Origin of the sequence: Actinomadura sp. NPDC048021 (assembly GCF_040653135.1) — a bacterium.
Lineage (GTDB): Bacteria > Actinomycetota > Actinomycetes > Streptosporangiales > Streptosporangiaceae > Spirillospora > Spirillospora verrucosospora.
In genome coordinates this window covers 58,844-75,668 of sequence record NZ_JBEZJQ010000033.1, presented here as the reverse complement: position 1 = coordinate 75,668, position 16,825 = coordinate 58,844, and the positions used below count along the sequence as shown (strand labels likewise).

17 protein-coding genes and 1 pseudogene are annotated in these 16,825 nt (G+C 70.9%); 7 read left to right on the top strand and 11 right to left on the bottom strand.

Translation table 11 applies throughout. The annotated features are described in order from the left end of the window. Positions 1-50: 50 nt before the first annotated feature. From AB0C87_RS37580 to AB0C87_RS37570, 3 genes are all read right to left on the bottom strand, one after another. Entirely contained in the window at positions 51-413 is a 363-nt protein-coding gene (locus AB0C87_RS37580) for a VOC family protein (protein ID WP_345171757.1), read from the bottom strand. Positions 414-498: 85 nt separating this feature from the next. Further along, positions 499-1,131: a helix-turn-helix domain-containing protein gene (locus tag AB0C87_RS37575; RefSeq protein ID WP_360358035.1), complete on the bottom strand. Its 633-nt coding sequence runs from the start codon at positions 1,129-1,131 to the stop codon at positions 499-501. Then, positions 1,124-2,416 carry an acyl-CoA dehydrogenase family protein gene (locus AB0C87_RS37570; protein WP_360358037.1) on the bottom strand — a complete coding sequence of 431 codons (1,293 nt, stop codon included), beginning with the start codon at positions 2,414-2,416 and terminating at the stop codon, positions 1,124-1,126. Before AB0C87_RS37570 ends, AB0C87_RS37575 begins: the two co-directional genes overlap by 8 nt. Before the next feature lie 106 nt (positions 2,417-2,522). On the opposite strand from AB0C87_RS37570, the gene AB0C87_RS37565 reads away from it, so the two are divergent. The 3 genes from AB0C87_RS37565 (at position 2,523) to AB0C87_RS37555 (ending at position 5,273) form a co-directional block, all read left to right on the top strand. Beyond that, positions 2,523-3,587, top strand: a complete 1,065-nt coding sequence (locus AB0C87_RS37565; RefSeq protein ID WP_353832669.1) for a phosphotransferase — start codon at positions 2,523-2,525, stop codon at positions 3,585-3,587. A gap of 54 nt (positions 3,588-3,641) precedes the next feature. After that, positions 3,642-4,148: a GNAT family N-acetyltransferase gene (locus tag AB0C87_RS37560; RefSeq protein ID WP_360581588.1), complete on the top strand. Its 507-nt coding sequence runs from the start codon at positions 3,642-3,644 to the stop codon at positions 4,146-4,148. Between the two features lie 186 nt (positions 4,149-4,334). Further along, positions 4,335-5,273 carry a TIGR03621 family F420-dependent LLM class oxidoreductase gene (locus AB0C87_RS37555; protein ID WP_353832667.1) on the top strand — a complete coding sequence of 313 codons (939 nt, stop codon included), beginning with the start codon at positions 4,335-4,337 and terminating at the stop codon, positions 5,271-5,273. Here the strand turns inward: AB0C87_RS37555 and AB0C87_RS37550 are convergent. From AB0C87_RS37550 to AB0C87_RS37540, 3 genes are all read right to left on the bottom strand, one after another. Further along, entirely contained in the window at positions 5,270-5,422 is a 153-nt protein-coding gene (locus AB0C87_RS37550; RefSeq protein ID WP_360581587.1) for a hypothetical protein, read from the bottom strand. The genes AB0C87_RS37555 and AB0C87_RS37550 overlap by 4 nt on opposite strands. 163 nt (positions 5,423-5,585) lie before the next feature. Further along, positions 5,586-6,272: a hypothetical protein gene (locus AB0C87_RS37545; RefSeq protein WP_345171742.1), complete on the bottom strand. Its 687-nt coding sequence runs from the start codon at positions 6,270-6,272 to the stop codon at positions 5,586-5,588. A 781-nt stretch (positions 6,273-7,053) separates the two neighbouring features. Next, entirely contained in the window at positions 7,054-7,563 is a 510-nt protein-coding gene (locus AB0C87_RS37540) for a hypothetical protein (RefSeq protein WP_345171740.1), read from the bottom strand. Between the two features lie 554 nt (positions 7,564-8,117). On the opposite strand from AB0C87_RS37540, the gene AB0C87_RS37535 reads away from it, so the two are divergent. After that, positions 8,118-9,212, top strand: a complete 1,095-nt coding sequence (locus AB0C87_RS37535; protein WP_360581586.1) for a winged helix DNA-binding domain-containing protein — start codon at positions 8,118-8,120, stop codon at positions 9,210-9,212. Positions 9,213-9,281: 69 nt separating this feature from the next. Here the strand turns inward: AB0C87_RS37535 and AB0C87_RS37530 are convergent, their stop codons facing one another. After that, on the bottom strand, positions 9,282-9,551 hold the full coding sequence (locus AB0C87_RS37530) for a hypothetical protein (protein WP_179834387.1): 270 nt from the start codon (positions 9,549-9,551) through the stop codon (positions 9,282-9,284). A 361-nt stretch (positions 9,552-9,912) separates the two neighbouring features. Here AB0C87_RS37530 and AB0C87_RS37525 point away from each other — a divergent pair, with 361 nt between their 5' ends. Further along, positions 9,913-11,295 carry a DUF2786 domain-containing protein gene (locus AB0C87_RS37525; protein WP_360581585.1) on the top strand — a complete coding sequence of 461 codons (1,383 nt, stop codon included), beginning with the start codon at positions 9,913-9,915 and terminating at the stop codon, positions 11,293-11,295. Between the two features lie 82 nt (positions 11,296-11,377). Here the strand turns inward: AB0C87_RS37525 and AB0C87_RS37520 are convergent, their stop codons facing one another. Beyond that, positions 11,378-11,590 carry a helix-turn-helix domain-containing protein gene (locus AB0C87_RS37520; protein ID WP_021594883.1) on the bottom strand — a complete coding sequence of 71 codons (213 nt, stop codon included), beginning with the start codon at positions 11,588-11,590 and terminating at the stop codon, positions 11,378-11,380. 414 nt (positions 11,591-12,004) lie between these two features. Between AB0C87_RS37520 and AB0C87_RS37515 the strand changes: the two genes are divergently transcribed. Next, entirely contained in the window at positions 12,005-12,964 is a 960-nt protein-coding gene (locus AB0C87_RS37515; protein WP_360581584.1) for a hypothetical protein, read from the top strand. Between the two features lie 238 nt (positions 12,965-13,202). On the opposite strand, the gene AB0C87_RS37510 is transcribed toward AB0C87_RS37515, so the two are convergent. After that, on the bottom strand, positions 13,203-13,760 hold the full coding sequence (locus AB0C87_RS37510) for a hypothetical protein (RefSeq protein WP_360581583.1): 558 nt from the start codon (positions 13,758-13,760) through the stop codon (positions 13,203-13,205). Between the two features lie 25 nt (positions 13,761-13,785). Then, positions 13,786-13,992: pseudogene (locus AB0C87_RS37505) on the bottom strand (carboxymuconolactone decarboxylase family protein); the annotation flags it as partial. A 1,023-nt stretch (positions 13,993-15,015) separates the two neighbouring features. Here AB0C87_RS37505 and AB0C87_RS37500 point away from each other — a divergent pair. Continuing rightward, the gene (locus AB0C87_RS37500; protein WP_360581582.1) at positions 15,016-15,810 is read left to right on the top strand and encodes a hypothetical protein; all 795 of its coding nucleotides are present in this window, start codon (positions 15,016-15,018) and stop codon (positions 15,808-15,810) included. Positions 15,811-15,943: 133 nt separating this feature from the next. Here the strand turns inward: AB0C87_RS37500 and AB0C87_RS37495 are convergent, their stop codons facing one another. Beyond that, positions 15,944-16,726, bottom strand: a complete 783-nt coding sequence (locus tag AB0C87_RS37495) for a hypothetical protein (protein WP_360581581.1) — start codon at positions 16,724-16,726, stop codon at positions 15,944-15,946. Between the last annotated feature and the right edge of the window lie 99 nt (positions 16,727-16,825).

The window sequence follows — 16,825 nt, the reverse complement described above, 5'->3', positions numbered from 1 at the left end:
AATCCCCTCATTAATCATGAGGGTTGAGGGCGATCGGCCCCCTTGCGGAGTCAGGGGCGGTAGGTGCCGAAGTACCACTCGTTGCCGTCGGGGTCGCGGGCCGCGTAGTCGCGGGAGCCGTAGTCCTGGTCGGCCGGCTCGCGGAAGATCTCGGCCCCGGCGGCCTTCGCGCGGGCGTGGTGGGCGTCGGGGTCGTCGACGGCGACGTAGACGGCGGCCGTGGCGGTCGAGGCGGGCCCGAACATGATGAGGCCGGTGTCGTAGCGCATCTCGGCGTGCACGATGGCGCCCTCGTCGTCCTTGTGGACGTCCACGGGCTCGAAGCCGAACGCCTTCTCCAGCCAGTCGAGCGTCCTGGCCGGGTCGGCCGCCCGGATCAGCGGGTAGAAGGTGCGGCGGATCTCGCTGGTCATGTCGTCCCTCCCTGGGTCTGGGATGCCCAGTCTGCGGGAAGCGGAGTCCCCCGTCTTGGACGAATGTGACCTGCCCATCCGGCAATCAGCGGCGGGCGGCGTCGCGTTCGGCGGCGAGGCGGCGGGTCTCCGGGGAGACGGGGGCGCCGAGGATCGCCGCGACGACGTCGATCAGGTAGCTGGTGAACAGGCGGTCGTCGGTGCGGGGGCCGGAGCGGGCGCGGCGGGCCAGCTCGATCGCGGCGTACAGGATGGCGGTGAAGCGGCGGTGCAGCCGGGCCGCGTCCTCCTCCAGGAGGGGTTCCACCAGGGTCCGCCACCGGCAGAGGCTGTCGCGCGGGTCGTCCAGGACCGCCATGGGGACGAGGGGCTCCGGGCGGTTCAGCACGTCCGCCCAGATCTGCAGGTACGAGCGCCCCGACGCGTCGGCCAGGCGGGCCGCCATGGGCCGGACGAGGGCGGCGGCCAGGGGGCGGACGCCCTGCTCGCCGTCCTCGTAGGCGTCGAGCAGGGCGTGCCGGCGGGCCTCGACCTCGGGGGCGTGCCGGGCGAAGATCGCGCGCAGGATCCCGGCGCGGTCGCCGAAGTGGTACTGGACGGCCGTGGCGTTGCGGGCGCCGGCCTCCTGGAGGATCTCGCGGAGGCTGACGGCGTCCACGCCGCGGGCGGCGTAGAGGGTCTCGGCGGCGTCCAGCAGTCGTTCCCGTGTGTCACTCATTGCCGATCGCATGCTCCAGGGCCTCGGCGTACCGCTCGCGGGCGGCCTCCCGGCGGGTGGGCAGGTGGCCGGACGGCCACAGCCCCTCGACGGGCTCGACGTCGCGCAGCAGCTGCCGGGCCACGGTGATCTTGTGGACCTCGGTGGGGCCGTCGGCGATGCCCATCGCCTCGGCCCCCATCATCATGGCGGCGAACGGCATCTCGTTCGACACGCCGAGCGCGCCGTGCAGGTGCATCGCGCGCTGGACGACGTCGTGGTAGACCTTCGGCATCGCGGCCTTCACCGCGGCGATGTCCTTGCGGACGGCCTTGTAGTCCCGGTGCTTGTCGATGAGCCAGGCGGTGCGCAGGACGAGCAGCCGGAACTGCTCGATCTCGATCCAGCTGTCGGCGATCTTCTCCTGGGTCATCTGCATCCTGGCGAGCGGGCCGAAGCGCGTGCGCCGGGAGACCGCGCGCTCGCACATCATGTCGAACGCCTTGCGGACCTGCGCGATCGTCCGCATGGCGTGGTGGATGCGGCCGCCGCCGAGGCGGGTCTGGGCGATCGCGAACGCGCCGCCCTCGTCGCCGAGGAGGTTCTCCGCCGGCACCCGGACGTCCTCGTAGCGCAGGTAGCCGTGGGAGCCCTCGCGCTCGCCGCCGACGCCCACGTTCCGGACGGTGACCAGCCCGGGCGCGTCGGCCGGGACGATGAACATCGACATGCCCTCGTAGGCGGACACGTCCGGGTTCGTCACGGCCATCACGATCAGGAAGGTCGCGTGGCGGGCGTTGGAGGAGAACCACTTCTCGCCGTTGATGACCCAGCCGTCGCCGTCGCGGACGGCGCGCGTGGTGAACAGGGTCGGGTCGGCTCCCCCGTGCGGCTCGGTCATCGAGTACGAGGAGGAGATCTCGCCGTCCAGCAGGGGGCGCAGGTAGCGCTCCTTCTGCTCGGGCGTGCCGAAATGGGCGATGATCTCGGCGTTGCCGGAGTCGGGCGCCTGGCAGCCGAACACGGACGGCGCCCAGCGCGAGCGGCCCAGGATCTCGTTCAGCAGCGCGAGCCTCACCTGCCCGTACCCCTGGCCGCCCAGTTCGGGACCCAGGTGGCACGCCCACAGGCCCTTCTCGCGCACCCGGTCCTGGAGGGGGCGCACGAGCCGCTTGTAGCGGGGGTCGGACTTGTCGTAGGGGTCGCCGAGCACCAGGTCCAGGGGTTCGACCTCGTCCCGGACGAAGGCGTCCGCCCAGTCGAGAAGTTCCTGGTAGGCGGGGTCGGTCTCGAAGTCCCAAGCCATGGCGAGCCTCCTCGGTCGTCTTCCCCGATAATCGGTGTACCTCAGTAAGTAATGCAAGTGCATGACTGTTACTCTCCGGTACATCGAGCGACGGAAAGGGACCGCCGTGCAGCCTGAGCAGATCGACCGCGCCCTGGTGGACTTCGACGTCCTGGCCGGGTGGATGGAGGGCCGGGGCCTGCCGGGCGGCCCGTTCGAGGACGTCCAGCGGCTGGCGGGCGGCACCCAGAACACGCTGGTCCGGTTCCGGCGGGGCGGACGCGACTACGTGCTCAGGCGCGGCCCGGGCCACCTGCGCGCGAGGACGAACGAGGTCCTGCGGCGCGAGGCCCGCGTGCTGGGGGCCCTCGACGGAACCGACGTCCCCGCGCCGCGCCTCATCGCGGCCTGCCCGGACGAGACCGTCATGGGCGGCGCGGTCTTCTACCTGATGACCCCGGTCGACGGCTTCAACGCGTCGGTCACGCTGCCCGATCTGCACGCGCAGGACGCGGGCGTCCGGCGCGAGATGGGACTGAACGCGGCGAGAGCGCTCGCCGCGCTGGGCGCCGTGGACCACGAGGCCGTCGGCCTCGGCGACTTCGGCAAGCCCGAGGGCTTCCTGGAGCGGCAGGTGGGCCGCTGGATGTCCGAGCTCGACTCCTACAGCGCGCTGGACGGCTATCCCGGGCCCGACATCCCCGGGCTTGACGACGTCGCGCGGTGGCTGGAGGAGCGCCGTCCCAAGGCGTGGCGCCCGGGGATCATGCACGGCGACTACCACCTGGCCAACCTGATGTACTCCTTCGACGGCCCGGAGGTCGCCGCGATCGTCGACTGGGAGATGAGCACCATCGGCGACCCGCTGCTCGACCTCGGCTGGCTGCTGGCCACCTGGCCCGACCGCGCCGACCAGAGCGCCGCCCTCGCCGGGCCGCTCGGCGCCGCGGGCGGCCTGCCCACCGCCGAGGAGCTGGTCGAGGTCTACGCCGAGCGCGCGGACGCCGTCGCCGGGCGCGACCTGTCGTCCATCACCTGGTACGCGGTGCTGGCCTGCTTCAAGCTCGGCATCGTCCTGGAGGGCACGCACGCCCGCGCGTTCGCGGGCAAGGCCCCCAGGGAGACCGGCGACCTCCTCCACTCGATCACGCTCGGCCTCTTCACCCGCGCGCACGGCTTCATCGGCTCCTGAGCCCCTCGCCCCGGCGATCGTGAACTGCCAGGATCTCCCTCACGAGGAGGTGCGATGGAGATCCACAAGGGCGGGCCCGGCGACGCGCCGATGATGCTGGCGATGCTGGACGGGGCGGTGGCGTGGCTCGCCGCCAACGGCCGCACGGGCCAGTGGGGCGGCGAGCCCTGGTCGGAGGATCCGCGCCGCGTCGAGCGGATCTCCGCGATCGCCCGCGACGACGAGATCTGGGTGGCGCGGGTCGACGGGCGGCCCGCCGGCGTCATGGCGGTCGCGCCCGGCCCCCCGCACTATGTCGACCCGGTCGACGAGCCGGAGCTCTACATCACCCTCCTGGTCACCGACCGGGCGTTCGCCGGGCACGGGGTGGGCGCCGCGCTGATCGCCAAGGCGAGGGACGAGGCCAGGGCGAAGGGCGTGGGCCTGCTGCGCGTCGACTGCTACGGCGGCGGCGACGGGCGGCTGGTGGAGTACTACCAGGGCAACGGCTTCGAGACGGACGCCGCCTTCACCGTGGGCGACTGGCCGGGACGGGTCCTGTCCCAGCGTGTCGGCGGGTAGGCCGCCCGCTGCTTGAAAAACCGCGCGGCACGTCGCAGCCTGGAAACGACCGGCGCGAACGGGGCAGTCGGTGACGCCCTTACGCCGCACGGACGGCGACCGAGCCGCTCGCCTCGTTCCGCCGGTCCGACCCTCATGTCGCATTCCTGCCAGCCAGACTGCCCTGCCACGGGGCACGCTCGGAACATGCACAGGAACTTCCGCTTCGGCGTGGTGGGCGAGTCGATCCGCTCGGGCGCGGAACTGGCCGGCACGGCCCGCCGCGCCGAAGAGCTGGGATACGACGTCCTGACCTTGCGGGACCACTTCGTCGCCGAGCCGTTCGGCGAACAGCTCGCGCCCATGGTGGCGCTGGCGTCCGCCGCGGCGGCGACGAGCACACTGCGGCTGGGCACGATGGTGCTGTCCAACGACTTCCGGCACCCGGTCATGCTCGCCAAGGAGGCCGCGACGCTCGACCACCTGTCGGGCGGGAGGTTCGAGCTGGGCCTCGGCGCGGGCTGGCTGCGCGAGGAGTACGCGGCCGCCGGGATGCCCTTCGACCCGCCCGGGACGCGGGTCGGGCGGCTGGCGGAGTCGCTGCGGATCCTGCGCGGCCTGCTGAGCGGCGAGAAGACCTCGTTCACCGGCGAGCACTACACGATCGACGGCCTCACGGTCTTCCCCCGTCCGGAGCAGCGCCCGCCCCTCGTCGTCGGCGCGGGCAGCCGGCGCATGCTCGGCATCGCCGGCCGCTACGCCGACACCGTCGGGATCCTTCCCCGCGCCCTGCCCGAGGGGACGATCTCGGACGAGCTCTCCGAGCGCCTTCCCGACACCATCGCCCGGAAGGTCGACTGGGTCCGCGAGGCCGCCGGGGACCGGGACGTCGAGCTGAGCATGATGGTGACGCCCGCCTTCGGCCCCGACCCCCGCCGCGCCGCCGCGAAGGTCGCGGTGACGCGCGGCTGGGGCGCCTCGTCGACCGAACTCGTCCTCGGCATGCCGTCCCAGTTCGTGGGCCCGCCTGAGCACATAGCCGAGCAGATGCTGGCCCGCCGCGACCGCTTCGGGTTCACCTATTACCAGGTCCCGGACGCGGCCATGGAGGCGTTCGCTCCCGTCATCCCCCTCCTGGCCGCCTAGAGGGGGTCGGCGAAACCGGCGTTCATGGCAAGGCTCAGCTCCGGCTCGGTGAGCCGGTCTCCCTCCAGGGCGTCGGCGGCGCCCGTCCTGGAGGACCACGACGCGGTGGCACAGCTGTCGCGGGAGCTGGCGCGCGAGAACGCGGGCACGCTGAAAATGGGGATTCCCCGGTGATCTTTCGATACCGGGGAATCCCCGTTTTCCATGCACCGGCAGCCCTGCGCCGGGTCTTGGAGAGGCCCTGCGAACCGGTCGTGGCCGGGCTCACATTCGCGCTGTGAGCCGTTTCACGAATGGTCCGCCAGCCTCATGTCATGAGCCGAAAGGCCGGGGATTGCCCTTCTTCCCGGCGCCGGAGCCCCAGGAAAGGACCTCCCACTTGACGCCCTTCAGGTGGCCCTCGCCGGAGCCGGCGTCGTACTTGCTCGCCGGCTTCTTGCCGTCCAGCAGGTACCGGAAGGTGTAGGTGTCGAGGTCGAGCATCACGCCCCGGTGGGACGGCTCGCCGGGCCCGCGGTCCCCGACGAAGCCGGTGATGCTGCGACCCTTGTAGGTCACCTTGACCTTGGTGTGCATGGGCCAGCTGGGGCTGGCGAACAGGCCCTTCTGCATCGGCTTGCCGCCGGCGGGGGCGCCGGTGTCGCCGTTCACTCCGGACCCGTCGTCCCAGAAGTAGGACGCGGTCGTCTTGCCGCTGAGCAGGGCCTTCGGGCCCTTCTTCACGGGCTTGGCGGCCTTCTTCGGCTCGGCCTTCGCGCCGGCCTTGGTGTCGGCCTCGGCCTTCACGGGGGCCCTCGGCACGGTGAACCCGCCCAGCGCGCCCTTGTCGGCGGGCCGCTCGGGGGTCTGGTGCTCCTGCGCGGCCACGGCCTGCTGCGGCAGGAACTGCTTCTTGGGAGCGGAGTCATCGCTCGCGGCGGCGACACCGGCCACCATCATGCCCGCGAGGGCGGTGCCGGTGACGCCGGTCAGGATGACGTTGATCGCTCGCTGCTGCATGGGGATCCTTCGTTCGGGGTACAGGGCTGCCGCTCGGCACGGGAAGGACACGCAGGTCACGCGCCTGTTTCCGGGCAGGGGTGAACGGCTCCGAGACTCGAGACTCGGGAGATGCCGCCGCGAAAGAGACCCGCTTTGGAACGATCCACGGGCATGGTGGACCGCACCCGCGCTCAGCCGCGCACGACCGGGCTCGGACGTGCGTGATGACACGGGTTCGGGTGAAGCGGGAAGGATGCCGACCGGGGGCTCACGGGCCCAGCACGGTGCGCGGCCGCTGCATGGTACGGCTGCGTTCGGCGAAAGTGATCCCGCCTGGCGGGCGGGAAGCGGCGGTTATGCGATTGGCCAGGTCAAGGCTTCTTTGACCCTGACCTGGGGATGACTATATACGGCATTACCGTGCTTTCGCCAAACGGGGGATTTCTTTACCTTTGAGAAGGTAGATCTTTTAACCCCGAACTGGGGCGGAACGCCTTTCCCGTCGGGGCTGAGGGCCAGTCGCCGGGCGCCGGTTCCACACCAAGAAAGATCTTTACTTCGGTTGGACCACCCGCGCTCCGGCCCGGCGGGACCGCTCCGCCACCGGGCGCGGGAACAGCCCGGGCCTCATGGGCGCTGAAGTCGCGTGGCCGCAGACGTGCACGCTGGAGCCGTCACAGCGTACGTATGACCGCAAAAGGGAAGCGGCCCGCATGATCGGGGCCGCGTGGCGCCGTACACCCGCACGGCGCATCCGCAGACCCGCACGGCCGCGAGCCGCGCGGGACGTCGTCAGCCGTCAGTGCGTCGGGTAGACCGAGGGCACGAGCGGGGTCGGGCCGGTGCCGCCGGTGAACACGGCGGGGCTCGGCTGCGGCGGAACGTAGGGCGCCTCCGCATAGGGAGCTCCCGCGTAGGGCGACTCCATGTACGGGGCCTCCGCATAGGGCGCCTCCGCATACGGAGGCTGGCCGTAGGCGGGTTCACCGTAAGGCAGAGCCGCCACGACGGGGCCCTGCGCCGCCGGAACGGCCTGGGCCGCGGGCGGCGGGACGGGTGGCGGGACATGCGAGCCGTCGGCCCGGCGCTGCTCCGCCGCCACGCCGCGACGCTCGGCCAGCACGGCCATGAGAGCGCGGGCCGTCTCGGCGTCCATCCTCAGCAGGACGCTCGGCATCCCGGTCTGATCGACGAACGGGGACACCGAGGGCGGGGCCGGCGACTGCGGCAGAGCCGCCCGCATCTCCTCGCGGAGATCCTGGGCCAGCCGCAGCGCCTGTCGGTCACTGTCGTTCAAGTGTGCGGTCATCGCGATCTCCGGGGAGTTCACGTGCGGGGGTCCGGGGCAATCCTGCTAGGAATGGCGTGCAGGTGCAAGGGCTGATGCACGTGCATTTCAAGAAAAATCCCGCCGTAACCCTGGCGTCGGTCGCTCGTTATCGATCACGCCAAGACGCGCACACCGGGCCTTCGCAACGCTTTGACCAGCGCGGATCCCGCGGTCGCCTCCCTCGCCCACCGGGACGACAGAGGGCGTCCTGCACGGTGCGTACTTCCCTGGCCACGCAGGCGGCACCTCGGATTCTGGGGAAGATTCAGCAGCGGAGATCTCCGTCACACCGCGCATCGATCGACCCCAGGGGCGGCGGCGGCGAACGCCTCGACCACGCAAGGGCCATCGCGTCGCCGCGTGACGCGGAAGGGGGAGCCGGCAATCATGATCGGCACTGCGTCCGCGCCGGCCATGAAGCAGGGAGGCTCGGGGGCGGGCCAGCGGCCCCGTCCTCTTGCCTTGTCGCGGTTGACGCTCACGCTCGGCCGGCACGATACGACGTAGACCGGTCAACACGGCATCCTGGACGGATGACAGAGACCCTGAGCGTCCGCGCCCTCAACCGGGCCACCCTGGCACGGCAGACGCTGCTCGCACGGGAGCCGATCCCCGTTTCCGAAGCGGTAGGGCGGCTGTGCGGGATGCAGGCCCAGGAGCCCAAACCGCCGTTCCTGGGGTTGTGGACGCGCATCGAAGGGTTCCAGGCATCCGATCTGCACTCTGCCTTGCACGACCGGGAGCTGGTTCGCGCCACCATGATGCGCGCCACCCTGCACCTGGTGACGAGCGCGGACTACACGGCATTCCGTACCGCGATGCAGCCGATGTTGGACGGTGGCCTGCGTGTGCTGGGCGACCGCGCCAAGGGACTCGACCTGGAGAAGGTGGTCCCCGCCGCACGTTCTCTCTTGCAGAGAGAGCCACTGACGTTCAATGAGATACGTGCACTGCTCCAGCAAGAGTTCCCCGACGTCAACGACCGTGCTCTCGGCTATGCCGTCCGGTTGTGCGTCCCTCTGGTCATGGTGCCGACCGAAGACAGGTGGGGCTTCCCGCGCACGTCGCGCTTCACGCTCGCCGACTCGTGGCTGGATTCGGGGCCGGACGCCGAGAACGCCATCGACGAACTGATGCTGCGCTACCTCGCCGCTTACGGACCGGCGTCCGCCGCGGACGCGCAGACGTGGTCCGGCCTGTCTTCGACCGGTGAGGCTCTGGAACGCCTTCGCCCGAGGCTGCGCACCTTCACCGACGACAAAGGCCGGGTTCTGTTCGACCTGCCGGAGGCACCGCGCCCGGATGAGGCCGTCCCCGCCCCCGCACGGTTCTTGCCCGAGTTCGACAGCCTCGTCCTCGCACACTCCGACCGCAGACGGGTCATAGCCGACGACCACCGCCCCATGCTGACGACCAAGAACCTGCGCGTCCGCGCCGTCTTCATCTGGGACGGGTTCGCGCGCGGCATCTGGGAGACGGAGTACAAGCGCAAGGTCGCCACGCTCCGGATGCGCCCGTTCGAGGCTCTCCCCCGGACGGCCGTCAAGGAGCTGAAGGCCGAAGGCGAAGCGATGCTGCGCTTCATGGAGCCGAACGCCAAGGAAGCGGTCGTCACCGTCGAGGAGTGACGAGCCCGCCTCCGGCCGCACATGCGACAGCCCCCGGACGACGGCCGGGGGCTGTCGGAGAGGCTGCTGCTAGCCGGCGCCGTCCTGACCGCGCATCTCCTCGACCACGACGCTCTGGTACGCGCGGGAGGTGTCCGGGACGTAGCTCAGCCGCGCCAGCGCCTTGCCGTCGTGGTCCCTGATCTCGAAGTGGTAGCCCTCGCCGGTCTCGCCCACGTGCGCCGCGGCCTGGTCGTGCCTGAGCCGGCACATGGTGTCGACCTTCTCCAGTGCGACCTTCAGGCTCCCCGCGTCACTGATGAGCCGCGCGGGCTCACTCGTCTCCCAGATCTCGAACATCAGTCGTGTCCTGTCGGCGGTCGGTCGGAAGGAACGGGCGGGGCATTCCAGACGTCTGGGACAGCTTGCGCCACTCTGGTGGATCTTTCAATCAATCAAGATATCGGATTGATCACTATTCGAAGTTGTCCACGCTCATAGTGTCATGTCCGCATGTGGCGGCGGTCCATCCGCCCCTTGTCCAAGTCCGGTTCGGCGCGGTCCGCCGCCCCGGAGACCGAACAGGATTCGGACGAGTTCGCCCGTCCTGCGGCAGGAGCTACCCGACGCAGGCTTTGCTCGTTCCGGCCGGGCAGCGGCGAGCCTCGTCGCCGCCGGATGGGAGAATCGTCCCCGGCGACGTCGGACGGCGGGAGTGGCGGTGCGGAAGACCGGGCGGTACGGCCGGACGTTCGAGGCCTCGGCCGCCCTCGCCGCCGACGAGGCGGTGCGATCACTCGCGCGCGGCGACCGCGCCGCGTTCCGGCGGCTCGTGGGCGAACTGGCCGACCGTCCCGGCACCCCGGACTGGGCGGCCGTCACCGACCGCTGCCTCACCGACCGGCTGCGGCACGGAATCGCCTCCGCCTGGCAGCGCGGCTGGCAACCGGCCGACCTGGTGCGCTTCACGACCCGCCGGCATACGGCCCGCCACGCACGCCTGGCCACCGACGCGATCGCCCACGAGGCGCGCACCTACTCCCCCGGCGCGGTCGACGATCGCTGGACCGAGCAACTGGCCGCCATCCAGGCCGACGTGTGGTGGCCGGACGACGGCTCCCACCCGTCCCACTGGTGCCGCCGCGAAGGCGCCGAACGCGCGACCTACGTCGCCTGCGCCATCGAACTCATCCACCTCCTGGAGACCCTTCCAAAGCTTCCTCCGATCACCCCGCCCCCCGGCAAGCCCGGCTACGGTGCCTCAAGTGGGAGCCGTTCTGACGCAGGGAACGCCCGGGGCCCCACGGGGACATCCCGACCTGGAGGGGATACATCCGGTTCAAGGAGGGCCCGTAGCGGGCCTCCCGGGGAGTCCGGGATCGGCGGCGACAGGCGCGCTGACCTTGATCAGCGGATTCTGGGACGGGTCCGCGCGCTCCTCGCCAAGGCCGAATCGACCGAGTTCCCCGAGGAAGCCGAGGCGCTCAGCACACGTGCCCAGGAGTTGATGGCCCGGCACAGCATCGACCACGCGCTGATCGCCGCGGAGTCAGGCGACATGAGCGGCCCGGACGGACGCCGCATCGCGGTGGACAGTCCCTACGACGCGCCCAAGGCGGTCTTGCTGACGGTGGTGGCCGAGGCCAACCACTGCCGCGCGATCTGGCATCGGGAGCTGGGGTTCTCCACCGTCCTAGGCTTCCCGGCCGATCTGGCCGCGGTGGAGGTCTTGTTCACGTCCCTGCTGGTCCAGGCGACGTCCGCCATGGTGCACGCGGGTCCCAGACGCGACGCGCGGGGACGGTCACGGACGCGTTCGTTCCGCCACGCGTTCCTCAACGCCTACGCCGTCCGCATCGGGGAGCGGCTGCGGGGAGCGGCGGACAGGGCCGCCGCGGGCGCCGGCGGGAAGGATCTGCTTCCCGTGCTGGCGGCGCGCGACCAGGCCGTCGATCAGGCCGTCGACACGATGTTCCCCGACCTCGCCAAGGGGCGGGCGGGTTCGGTCTCCAACTATGAGGGCTGGGTGGCCGGGCGGGCGGCCGCCGACCTCGCCAGCCTGAACGGGCGCTCCGAGGTCACCGGCGCGTTCCGCGGTCCGTAGCGCGCGGGGTCCCCCCGGGGGGCGAGGGGGACGTCCGGCCATGTGCTCGCTTCTTCCTTGTCTCGCTGGGCTTGGGAGCGGGTCAGTCCTTCTTGCGCCGGGTGTTGCCGCCCCGACCGCGCAGCGGCACTCCCGCCTCCTTCAGGACGTTGTAGATGAACCCGTACGACCGGCCGGTCTCGGCGGCCAGATCGCGGATGCTCTCGCCCGCCGCGTACCGCGGGGCGAGCTCGGCGGCGAGCCTGGTGCGTTCGGCACCGGTGACACGGGTGCCCCTCGACAGTGTTCGAGCCACGGGGACCTCCTGTTTCCGAGGCTGGGCGGCGGGGCCCGTCCCCGCAGCTCACAGCAGTGTTGATCTCCCCAACGTACACATTCCCCCCGATTGCGCCGTCGATGCCGCGCGAATCACCGCGAATTCGGCCGAAGCTGGTCTTTTCCATGGCGAACGGCGTGTCGCAGCTAGACAGACGTGTCTGTCACCGGCGCCTCCCGGCCGATCCGCCGGATCACCCGCTCCGGCAGCCCCAAGACCGGAACCCCGCCTCCCCCACGAGCCCGGCCCGCTCCACCGCGCACGCCACCCCGCCCGCTCACGGCCCTCACAGCCGCCCCAGCCGGCCGGGTTATCCACAGAACCCGGTTCTCCTGTCGCTCGCCCGGACGGCCGCGCAAGCTGGGCACGTCCCGCAAGGCGAGGAGGAGTCCCATGGCCACGATCACGTTCCCGGTCCCGTCCACCACCACGTCGCGGTTCGCCGTGGCGGCCACCACCGTCCCGGACGGCCCCGCCGACCTTCTCAGAACCGCGGACGGCCCCTATCTCTCCCACATCGCCGGACGCCTGGGCACGCGCCAACTCCAGGTCGCCCGTGAAGACCTCGCCCACCTCCGCTGGGACCCGGGGCAGATCAAGGCGGCGCGACCAGAGGACCGGCAACTCGCGCGCGCCTTCAACGACGCCGAGCAGTTCGCCGTCGTCACCGCCTTCGCCCCGATCACCGACCAGCCCAGAGCGGTCCAGGTGGCCCGCGCCGCCGCGTACGCCATCGCCGAAGCCACCGGAGGGATAGTCGCCGACCTGGTCACGGGCCACGTCCTCACGCCGTCCGCCCACGAGAGGACGCGCTTCGTTCTGGCCGACCGGTGGCTGGGCGACGTCCTACCGCCGTTCCGCGCCAACGGCCGCTGCACAGCCGCCGACCCCGGCGTCGATCCGGAAGGCGTCAACGGCTGCGCCTGCCTCCACCTGCGCACCCGCGGCCTGCGCCGCTTCGGCCTCCCCGAGCTCCAGATCACCGACGTCGCCTGCCCGCACGACCTCACCGCCCTCAACGTCCTGCGCACCACGGCCCGCCGCCTCCTGACCGACCACTGGTCCTGGCTGGCCACCGGCCCGGCCGTCCGCGACCGAACGATCCCCGACGTCCTCGACCTGGCCCAGAGCGACTTCAACGACTTCTGGGGCACAACCCGCCGCGTCCCCTTAACTCCGCCGTCCCCCTTCCAGGTCCAGCTCTCCCCGTTGACCGCCCGCCTCCTCGCCGTAGGCCCTCCCGCCCACTTCGAAGGCACGGTCAACGACTGGCTCTGGGGCGACACCCTCCCAATGGGCCTCCACGACACCCAAGAACCCCCCACACCCCACCCCCTCCCCGAAGCAGCCTGACTCCACCGGCACGCAGCCTCAGCGGCACCCCCCCAAAAGCGCCCTAGAAGAAGAGCAGCCGCCACCAGCCCACGCCCCCACCGCAGACGCCGTCCTCGAAGCCGTCCCGGGATGGGCGAGCCGCAGCTGGCACGCGACATGGTGGCGGCGTCGCCGGGCGGGCCGGTGAAGGTCACGGCAGCGAGCGCGCCAATCCGCAATCTGGACTAAGTGCTGCGACCGCGGCACGGTATCCGGATCACGGCCAATAGGCGCGCCAGCGGCATCGACGGGCTCGTGTCGACGGCAATTGGCTCGGCGCTGGGACCACAGCGGCGGTTTCATGATCCATGCGGCACCTGGCCGCAACGTCGGCTTCGCGTGTAGCTGGCAGCCGAACGCTCTCCAGCGGAGGCCGGCTTTGGGGCGCCCCGCACCGCCGCCACCGCTCCCTCGTCGCGCAGCACCGGCAGCGCCGGGAACAGCGGTCGGCGTCGTAGTGGGTGGCCTGGTGCAGGCCGGTGGCGGCGATGACGTGGACGCCCGTGGCGCGGGAGACGTCCGCGAGGTCGTCGATGCGGCGTCCCATCCCGTGGGGGGTCCACTGGGCGACCGCCCCGCCGCCGAGGCGGGCGAAGGCCCGGAGCTGGGCGAAGGCACGGACCTGGGCGAAGTTGTGGGGCTGGGCGGCGGCTGGGGCGGGGTCGTCGAGTTCCTCGCCCGGCAGCCGGGGCGAGCGGATGAAGAGGTGGTCGTGGGCGTCGCACACGCCGAGGTCGCCGGGGGCGATGTCGCCGAGGACCGTCCTGATCCTCACAGTTCCGCCGCCGCCACGCGCAGGCGGCCAGGGTCTTCGGGACGCCGATGTAGGGCGCGAGGTGGACGAGCGCCTCGACGATCTCCTCGCGGGCCATGCCGAGCCGCAGGCAGGTCCGCACATGCCCGGCGAGCTGCGGATCCACGCCGCCCATCGCGGTGAGGGCGGCGAGGTTGAGCAGCTGCCGGTCGCGCAGCGACAGGCCGTCGCGCTGGCAGGCGCACAAGCGCATCGGGGGTCTTGGGGGTTGATGGTGGGGGGAATCGAACAAAGGGCGGCGGCAAGTCGATTGCGGCGACGCCTGTCTATGTGGCCGGTCCGGCCTGGAGTGAAGGTGAATACGCGCGACTTCGTCTTCGTCCGGGACGCGCGATCATTGCGTTCCTGGCCGGGTCGGGAGTGGCGACCACCGGGAGGAGTTCAGCCATTGGTCTCAGTGACAGCGAGTGACAGTTTTGGGACCATGCCGTCACCCGAGCATGCCACTTCGGGGGACTCCTCAGGCGGTTCGAGCAGGCACTGATCATCCGGGGTGTCGTCGCTTGGGTTGTCTTATCACCGATCCCCCTCCTCGCGCATCCCTTTGAATTCACGGGAATTCAGCGCTTTGGCGGGCCGGCGGGCGGGGCCAGGGGCAGCGAAGCGGCATTTCGGGATGATCCGGAATCTGTCATACATATCAGTCACTCGCGCGGCGGCAACGGCTCGGTCCGATCGCAGAAGCCGACTGTGGGCAATGTTCAACGCTCCGTAGCCAAAGTGGCTACGATCGGCATTCACACGGTGACCGACGCGATCCCCCGGGGCGAAGATGAACCGTTTCCTGGCACATCCCAAACTTGCCGTCGCCTTCGGCGAATGGCTCCGCTGCACGTGCGGGTTCCTGGGATGTACCGCCATGGCCGGCGCCATCAGTATCGGTGCGGCGGCTCCGTCCGACGCGGCCGCCGGAACCGAGCCGGAACCGCGCAGGCCCGTCCCGCCCGTCTGTCGCCACGCCGTCGGCGACCGGTACGCCGCGCACAAGTGCAAGGAGGCATGGGTGGCGATGTACGAGAGGTCTCGGAGACGTTCGGGCCACGGCCGAGATCTGCCTCGCTGGGGCGAGCGCTACGACCGGAAGCCGAAGAAGGAGCACAAGGCGCCATCGCCGCACCCGCGCGAGAACGTTGTTCCTCGTCCTGCGGCGCCGGTCCGCCCGAGAAGCGCGCCCCCGTCTCCCAGCCCCTCTCGGAGCACCCCCAAACGCACATCCGTGGCCTCCGCTCCGGTCCGACCGCGCGAACAGGCCGACGAGGTCGATTCACGTCCTTCCTCGCTGCAACCGGTACTGCTTCTCAGCCTGCTTCTCCCCGCCGCAGCAGCGATGTGCTATCCGTTCCGGCATCGCATCTACACTGCCGCTACCGCCGGTCTTGCCCCCGTGCCCGCGCCTAGCGCCCAGGACCCGCAGCCCGTGCGATTCACCTACCGTCCTGCGCTCAACCCGTTCGCCACGCCGCCCGCTGGGCTCATGGGGCCGGGCGCGACGTCCACCGCGCGGGTACTGGCGCTGACCGCTCTCGACGTACACGGTGACAACTCACTGGTCGTCGTCCCGCGGCCCGACGCCATCACTCTCTTCGGGCTGGCCGAGGATGAGCTGCTCGACGACGATCCGGCGGGGCTGTTCATCCCGGGGAACCTCGACGCGGCGCTCGCGTACCTGGAAACCGAACTCGCCATCCGCGAGAGGAGCGGCGTCACTGAGGGGCGTCGTCTCCTGCTGGTGGCCGACTGCGCCCAAGAGGCCGAGCGGATCATGGCACTCCTCACCCACCATCCGGACGCCGTGTTCGCGGTCCTGCTCGGTCACTGGACGGGCGACCAGGCCGTGATCGACGACGAGGGGCTGGTCGAGGCGCCTCCCGCCGTGGCGTCCAACTTCCCTTCCCGCCTTCCGGCGATGTCCCGCACGGAAGCCCGTGACCGCCTCCTGAAGGTGCTGGCCCAGCAGAAGGACACCCAGAAGCCACCGACCCGTCGCCGCTCAACCTCCCGACGTGGTTAGACGGACACCCATTTCGCGCGTCCCTCGATGGTGAGGCGCCTTGGAGATCGCACCGAGCGCCGCTCCCGGGTCCTCATCGCTTTGTCCTGCCCGTCCGGGCGCTCTCCCTTGCGGGGCAGTCTCTCGGCGCGTTCTAGGGCATGGGTTCTCGTTGTTTCGCAATATCAGCCCTGATCGTCGTGAGGCTTCTCAACGCTCGTCCTACGGGCGCCGTGTCCGGGGGCTGGTCGGCGTCGCCGTCCAGGAAGGCAGAGCACCGCAGGATCCAGGCGCGGATCACGTCTTCGACTCGGGCCTCGGACCGGCGTGTTCGAGCGAGGACCAAGTTTCGTTGCTCCTCCTCCACTTGGCGGGTCAGATCCTCGTCCGCGCTCAGCGCCCGGACGTCGGAGAGTGCGTAACGGCCAAGCCTGTCCGTCTCAAGGCCCCGTTCGACCGCGATCCGGTCGAAGGTCCTGCGGTGCCAGCCGAGGATGGTCGCCGCTCCGCCGGCGTCGACGGTGTCGGTCAGCGGGCCCTTCCTGGTGGCGACCACGCGGCGCACGGAGTCGGGATCGAGCCGGTCGAGATCGCGAAGCAGGTAGACGGGAAAGCCGCGGAAGGTGCTGATGACGTCGAGGTCGCCTTGGGCTACCAGGACCTCGACGTCCCCGCGCTCGACGTCGAGGCCCACCCGGGACGCCAGCCGCGCGGCGGCCTTCGCCGAGCCGATGGGGGGCTCGTCGCCGAACCGGGTGACGATCTCCTCGCTCCGGCCGCGGGCTCCCTCGGCGAGGGCGGCGGACCACCGGTCCCCCTCCAGGTCGGGTTCCGGGAGCAGCCCGTGCTCCAGGCCGAGGCGCATCTGCCAGCGGGCGAGACCGAGAAGCGTGGCGAGCTGGTTGGCGCTGTGATCGGCGCGCGTCATCTCTGGCATGGCCGGGCCTTTCTTGTCGCGTTGACGTGAACGCGACTCAGCCTCAGGCACGGGCGTCGCCGGAACGACTAGAACGCGCTTCTGTGGATAACCGGTGCC

Excerpts from the sequence above, each read along its gene's own strand:
- AB0C87_RS37580 (WP_345171757.1), bottom strand. The coding sequence starts at position 413 with ATGACCAGCGAGATCCGCCGCACCTTCTACCCGCTGATCCGGGCGGCC.
- AB0C87_RS37575 (WP_360358035.1), bottom strand. The coding sequence starts at position 1,131 with ATGAGTGACACACGGGAACGACTGCTGGACGCCGCCGAGACCCTCTAC.
- AB0C87_RS37570 (WP_360358037.1), bottom strand. The coding sequence starts at position 2,416 with ATGGCTTGGGACTTCGAGACCGACCCCGCCTACCAGGAACTTCTCGAC.
- AB0C87_RS37560 (WP_360581588.1), top strand. The coding sequence starts at position 3,642 with ATGGAGATCCACAAGGGCGGGCCCGGCGACGCGCCGATGATGCTGGCG.
- AB0C87_RS37555 (WP_353832667.1), top strand. The coding sequence starts at position 4,335 with ATGCACAGGAACTTCCGCTTCGGCGTGGTGGGCGAGTCGATCCGCTCG.
- AB0C87_RS37545 (WP_345171742.1), bottom strand. The coding sequence starts at position 6,272 with ATGCAGCAGCGAGCGATCAACGTCATCCTGACCGGCGTCACCGGCACC.
- AB0C87_RS37540 (WP_345171740.1), bottom strand. The coding sequence starts at position 7,563 with ATGACCGCACACTTGAACGACAGTGACCGACAGGCGCTGCGGCTGGCC.
- AB0C87_RS37535 (WP_360581586.1), top strand. The coding sequence starts at position 8,118 with ATGACAGAGACCCTGAGCGTCCGCGCCCTCAACCGGGCCACCCTGGCA.
- AB0C87_RS37530 (WP_179834387.1), bottom strand. The coding sequence starts at position 9,551 with ATGTTCGAGATCTGGGAGACGAGTGAGCCCGCGCGGCTCATCAGTGAC.
- AB0C87_RS37515 (WP_360581584.1), top strand. The coding sequence starts at position 12,005 with ATGGCCACGATCACGTTCCCGGTCCCGTCCACCACCACGTCGCGGTTC.
- AB0C87_RS37495 (WP_360581581.1), bottom strand. The coding sequence starts at position 16,726 with ATGCCAGAGATGACGCGCGCCGATCACAGCGCCAACCAGCTCGCCACG.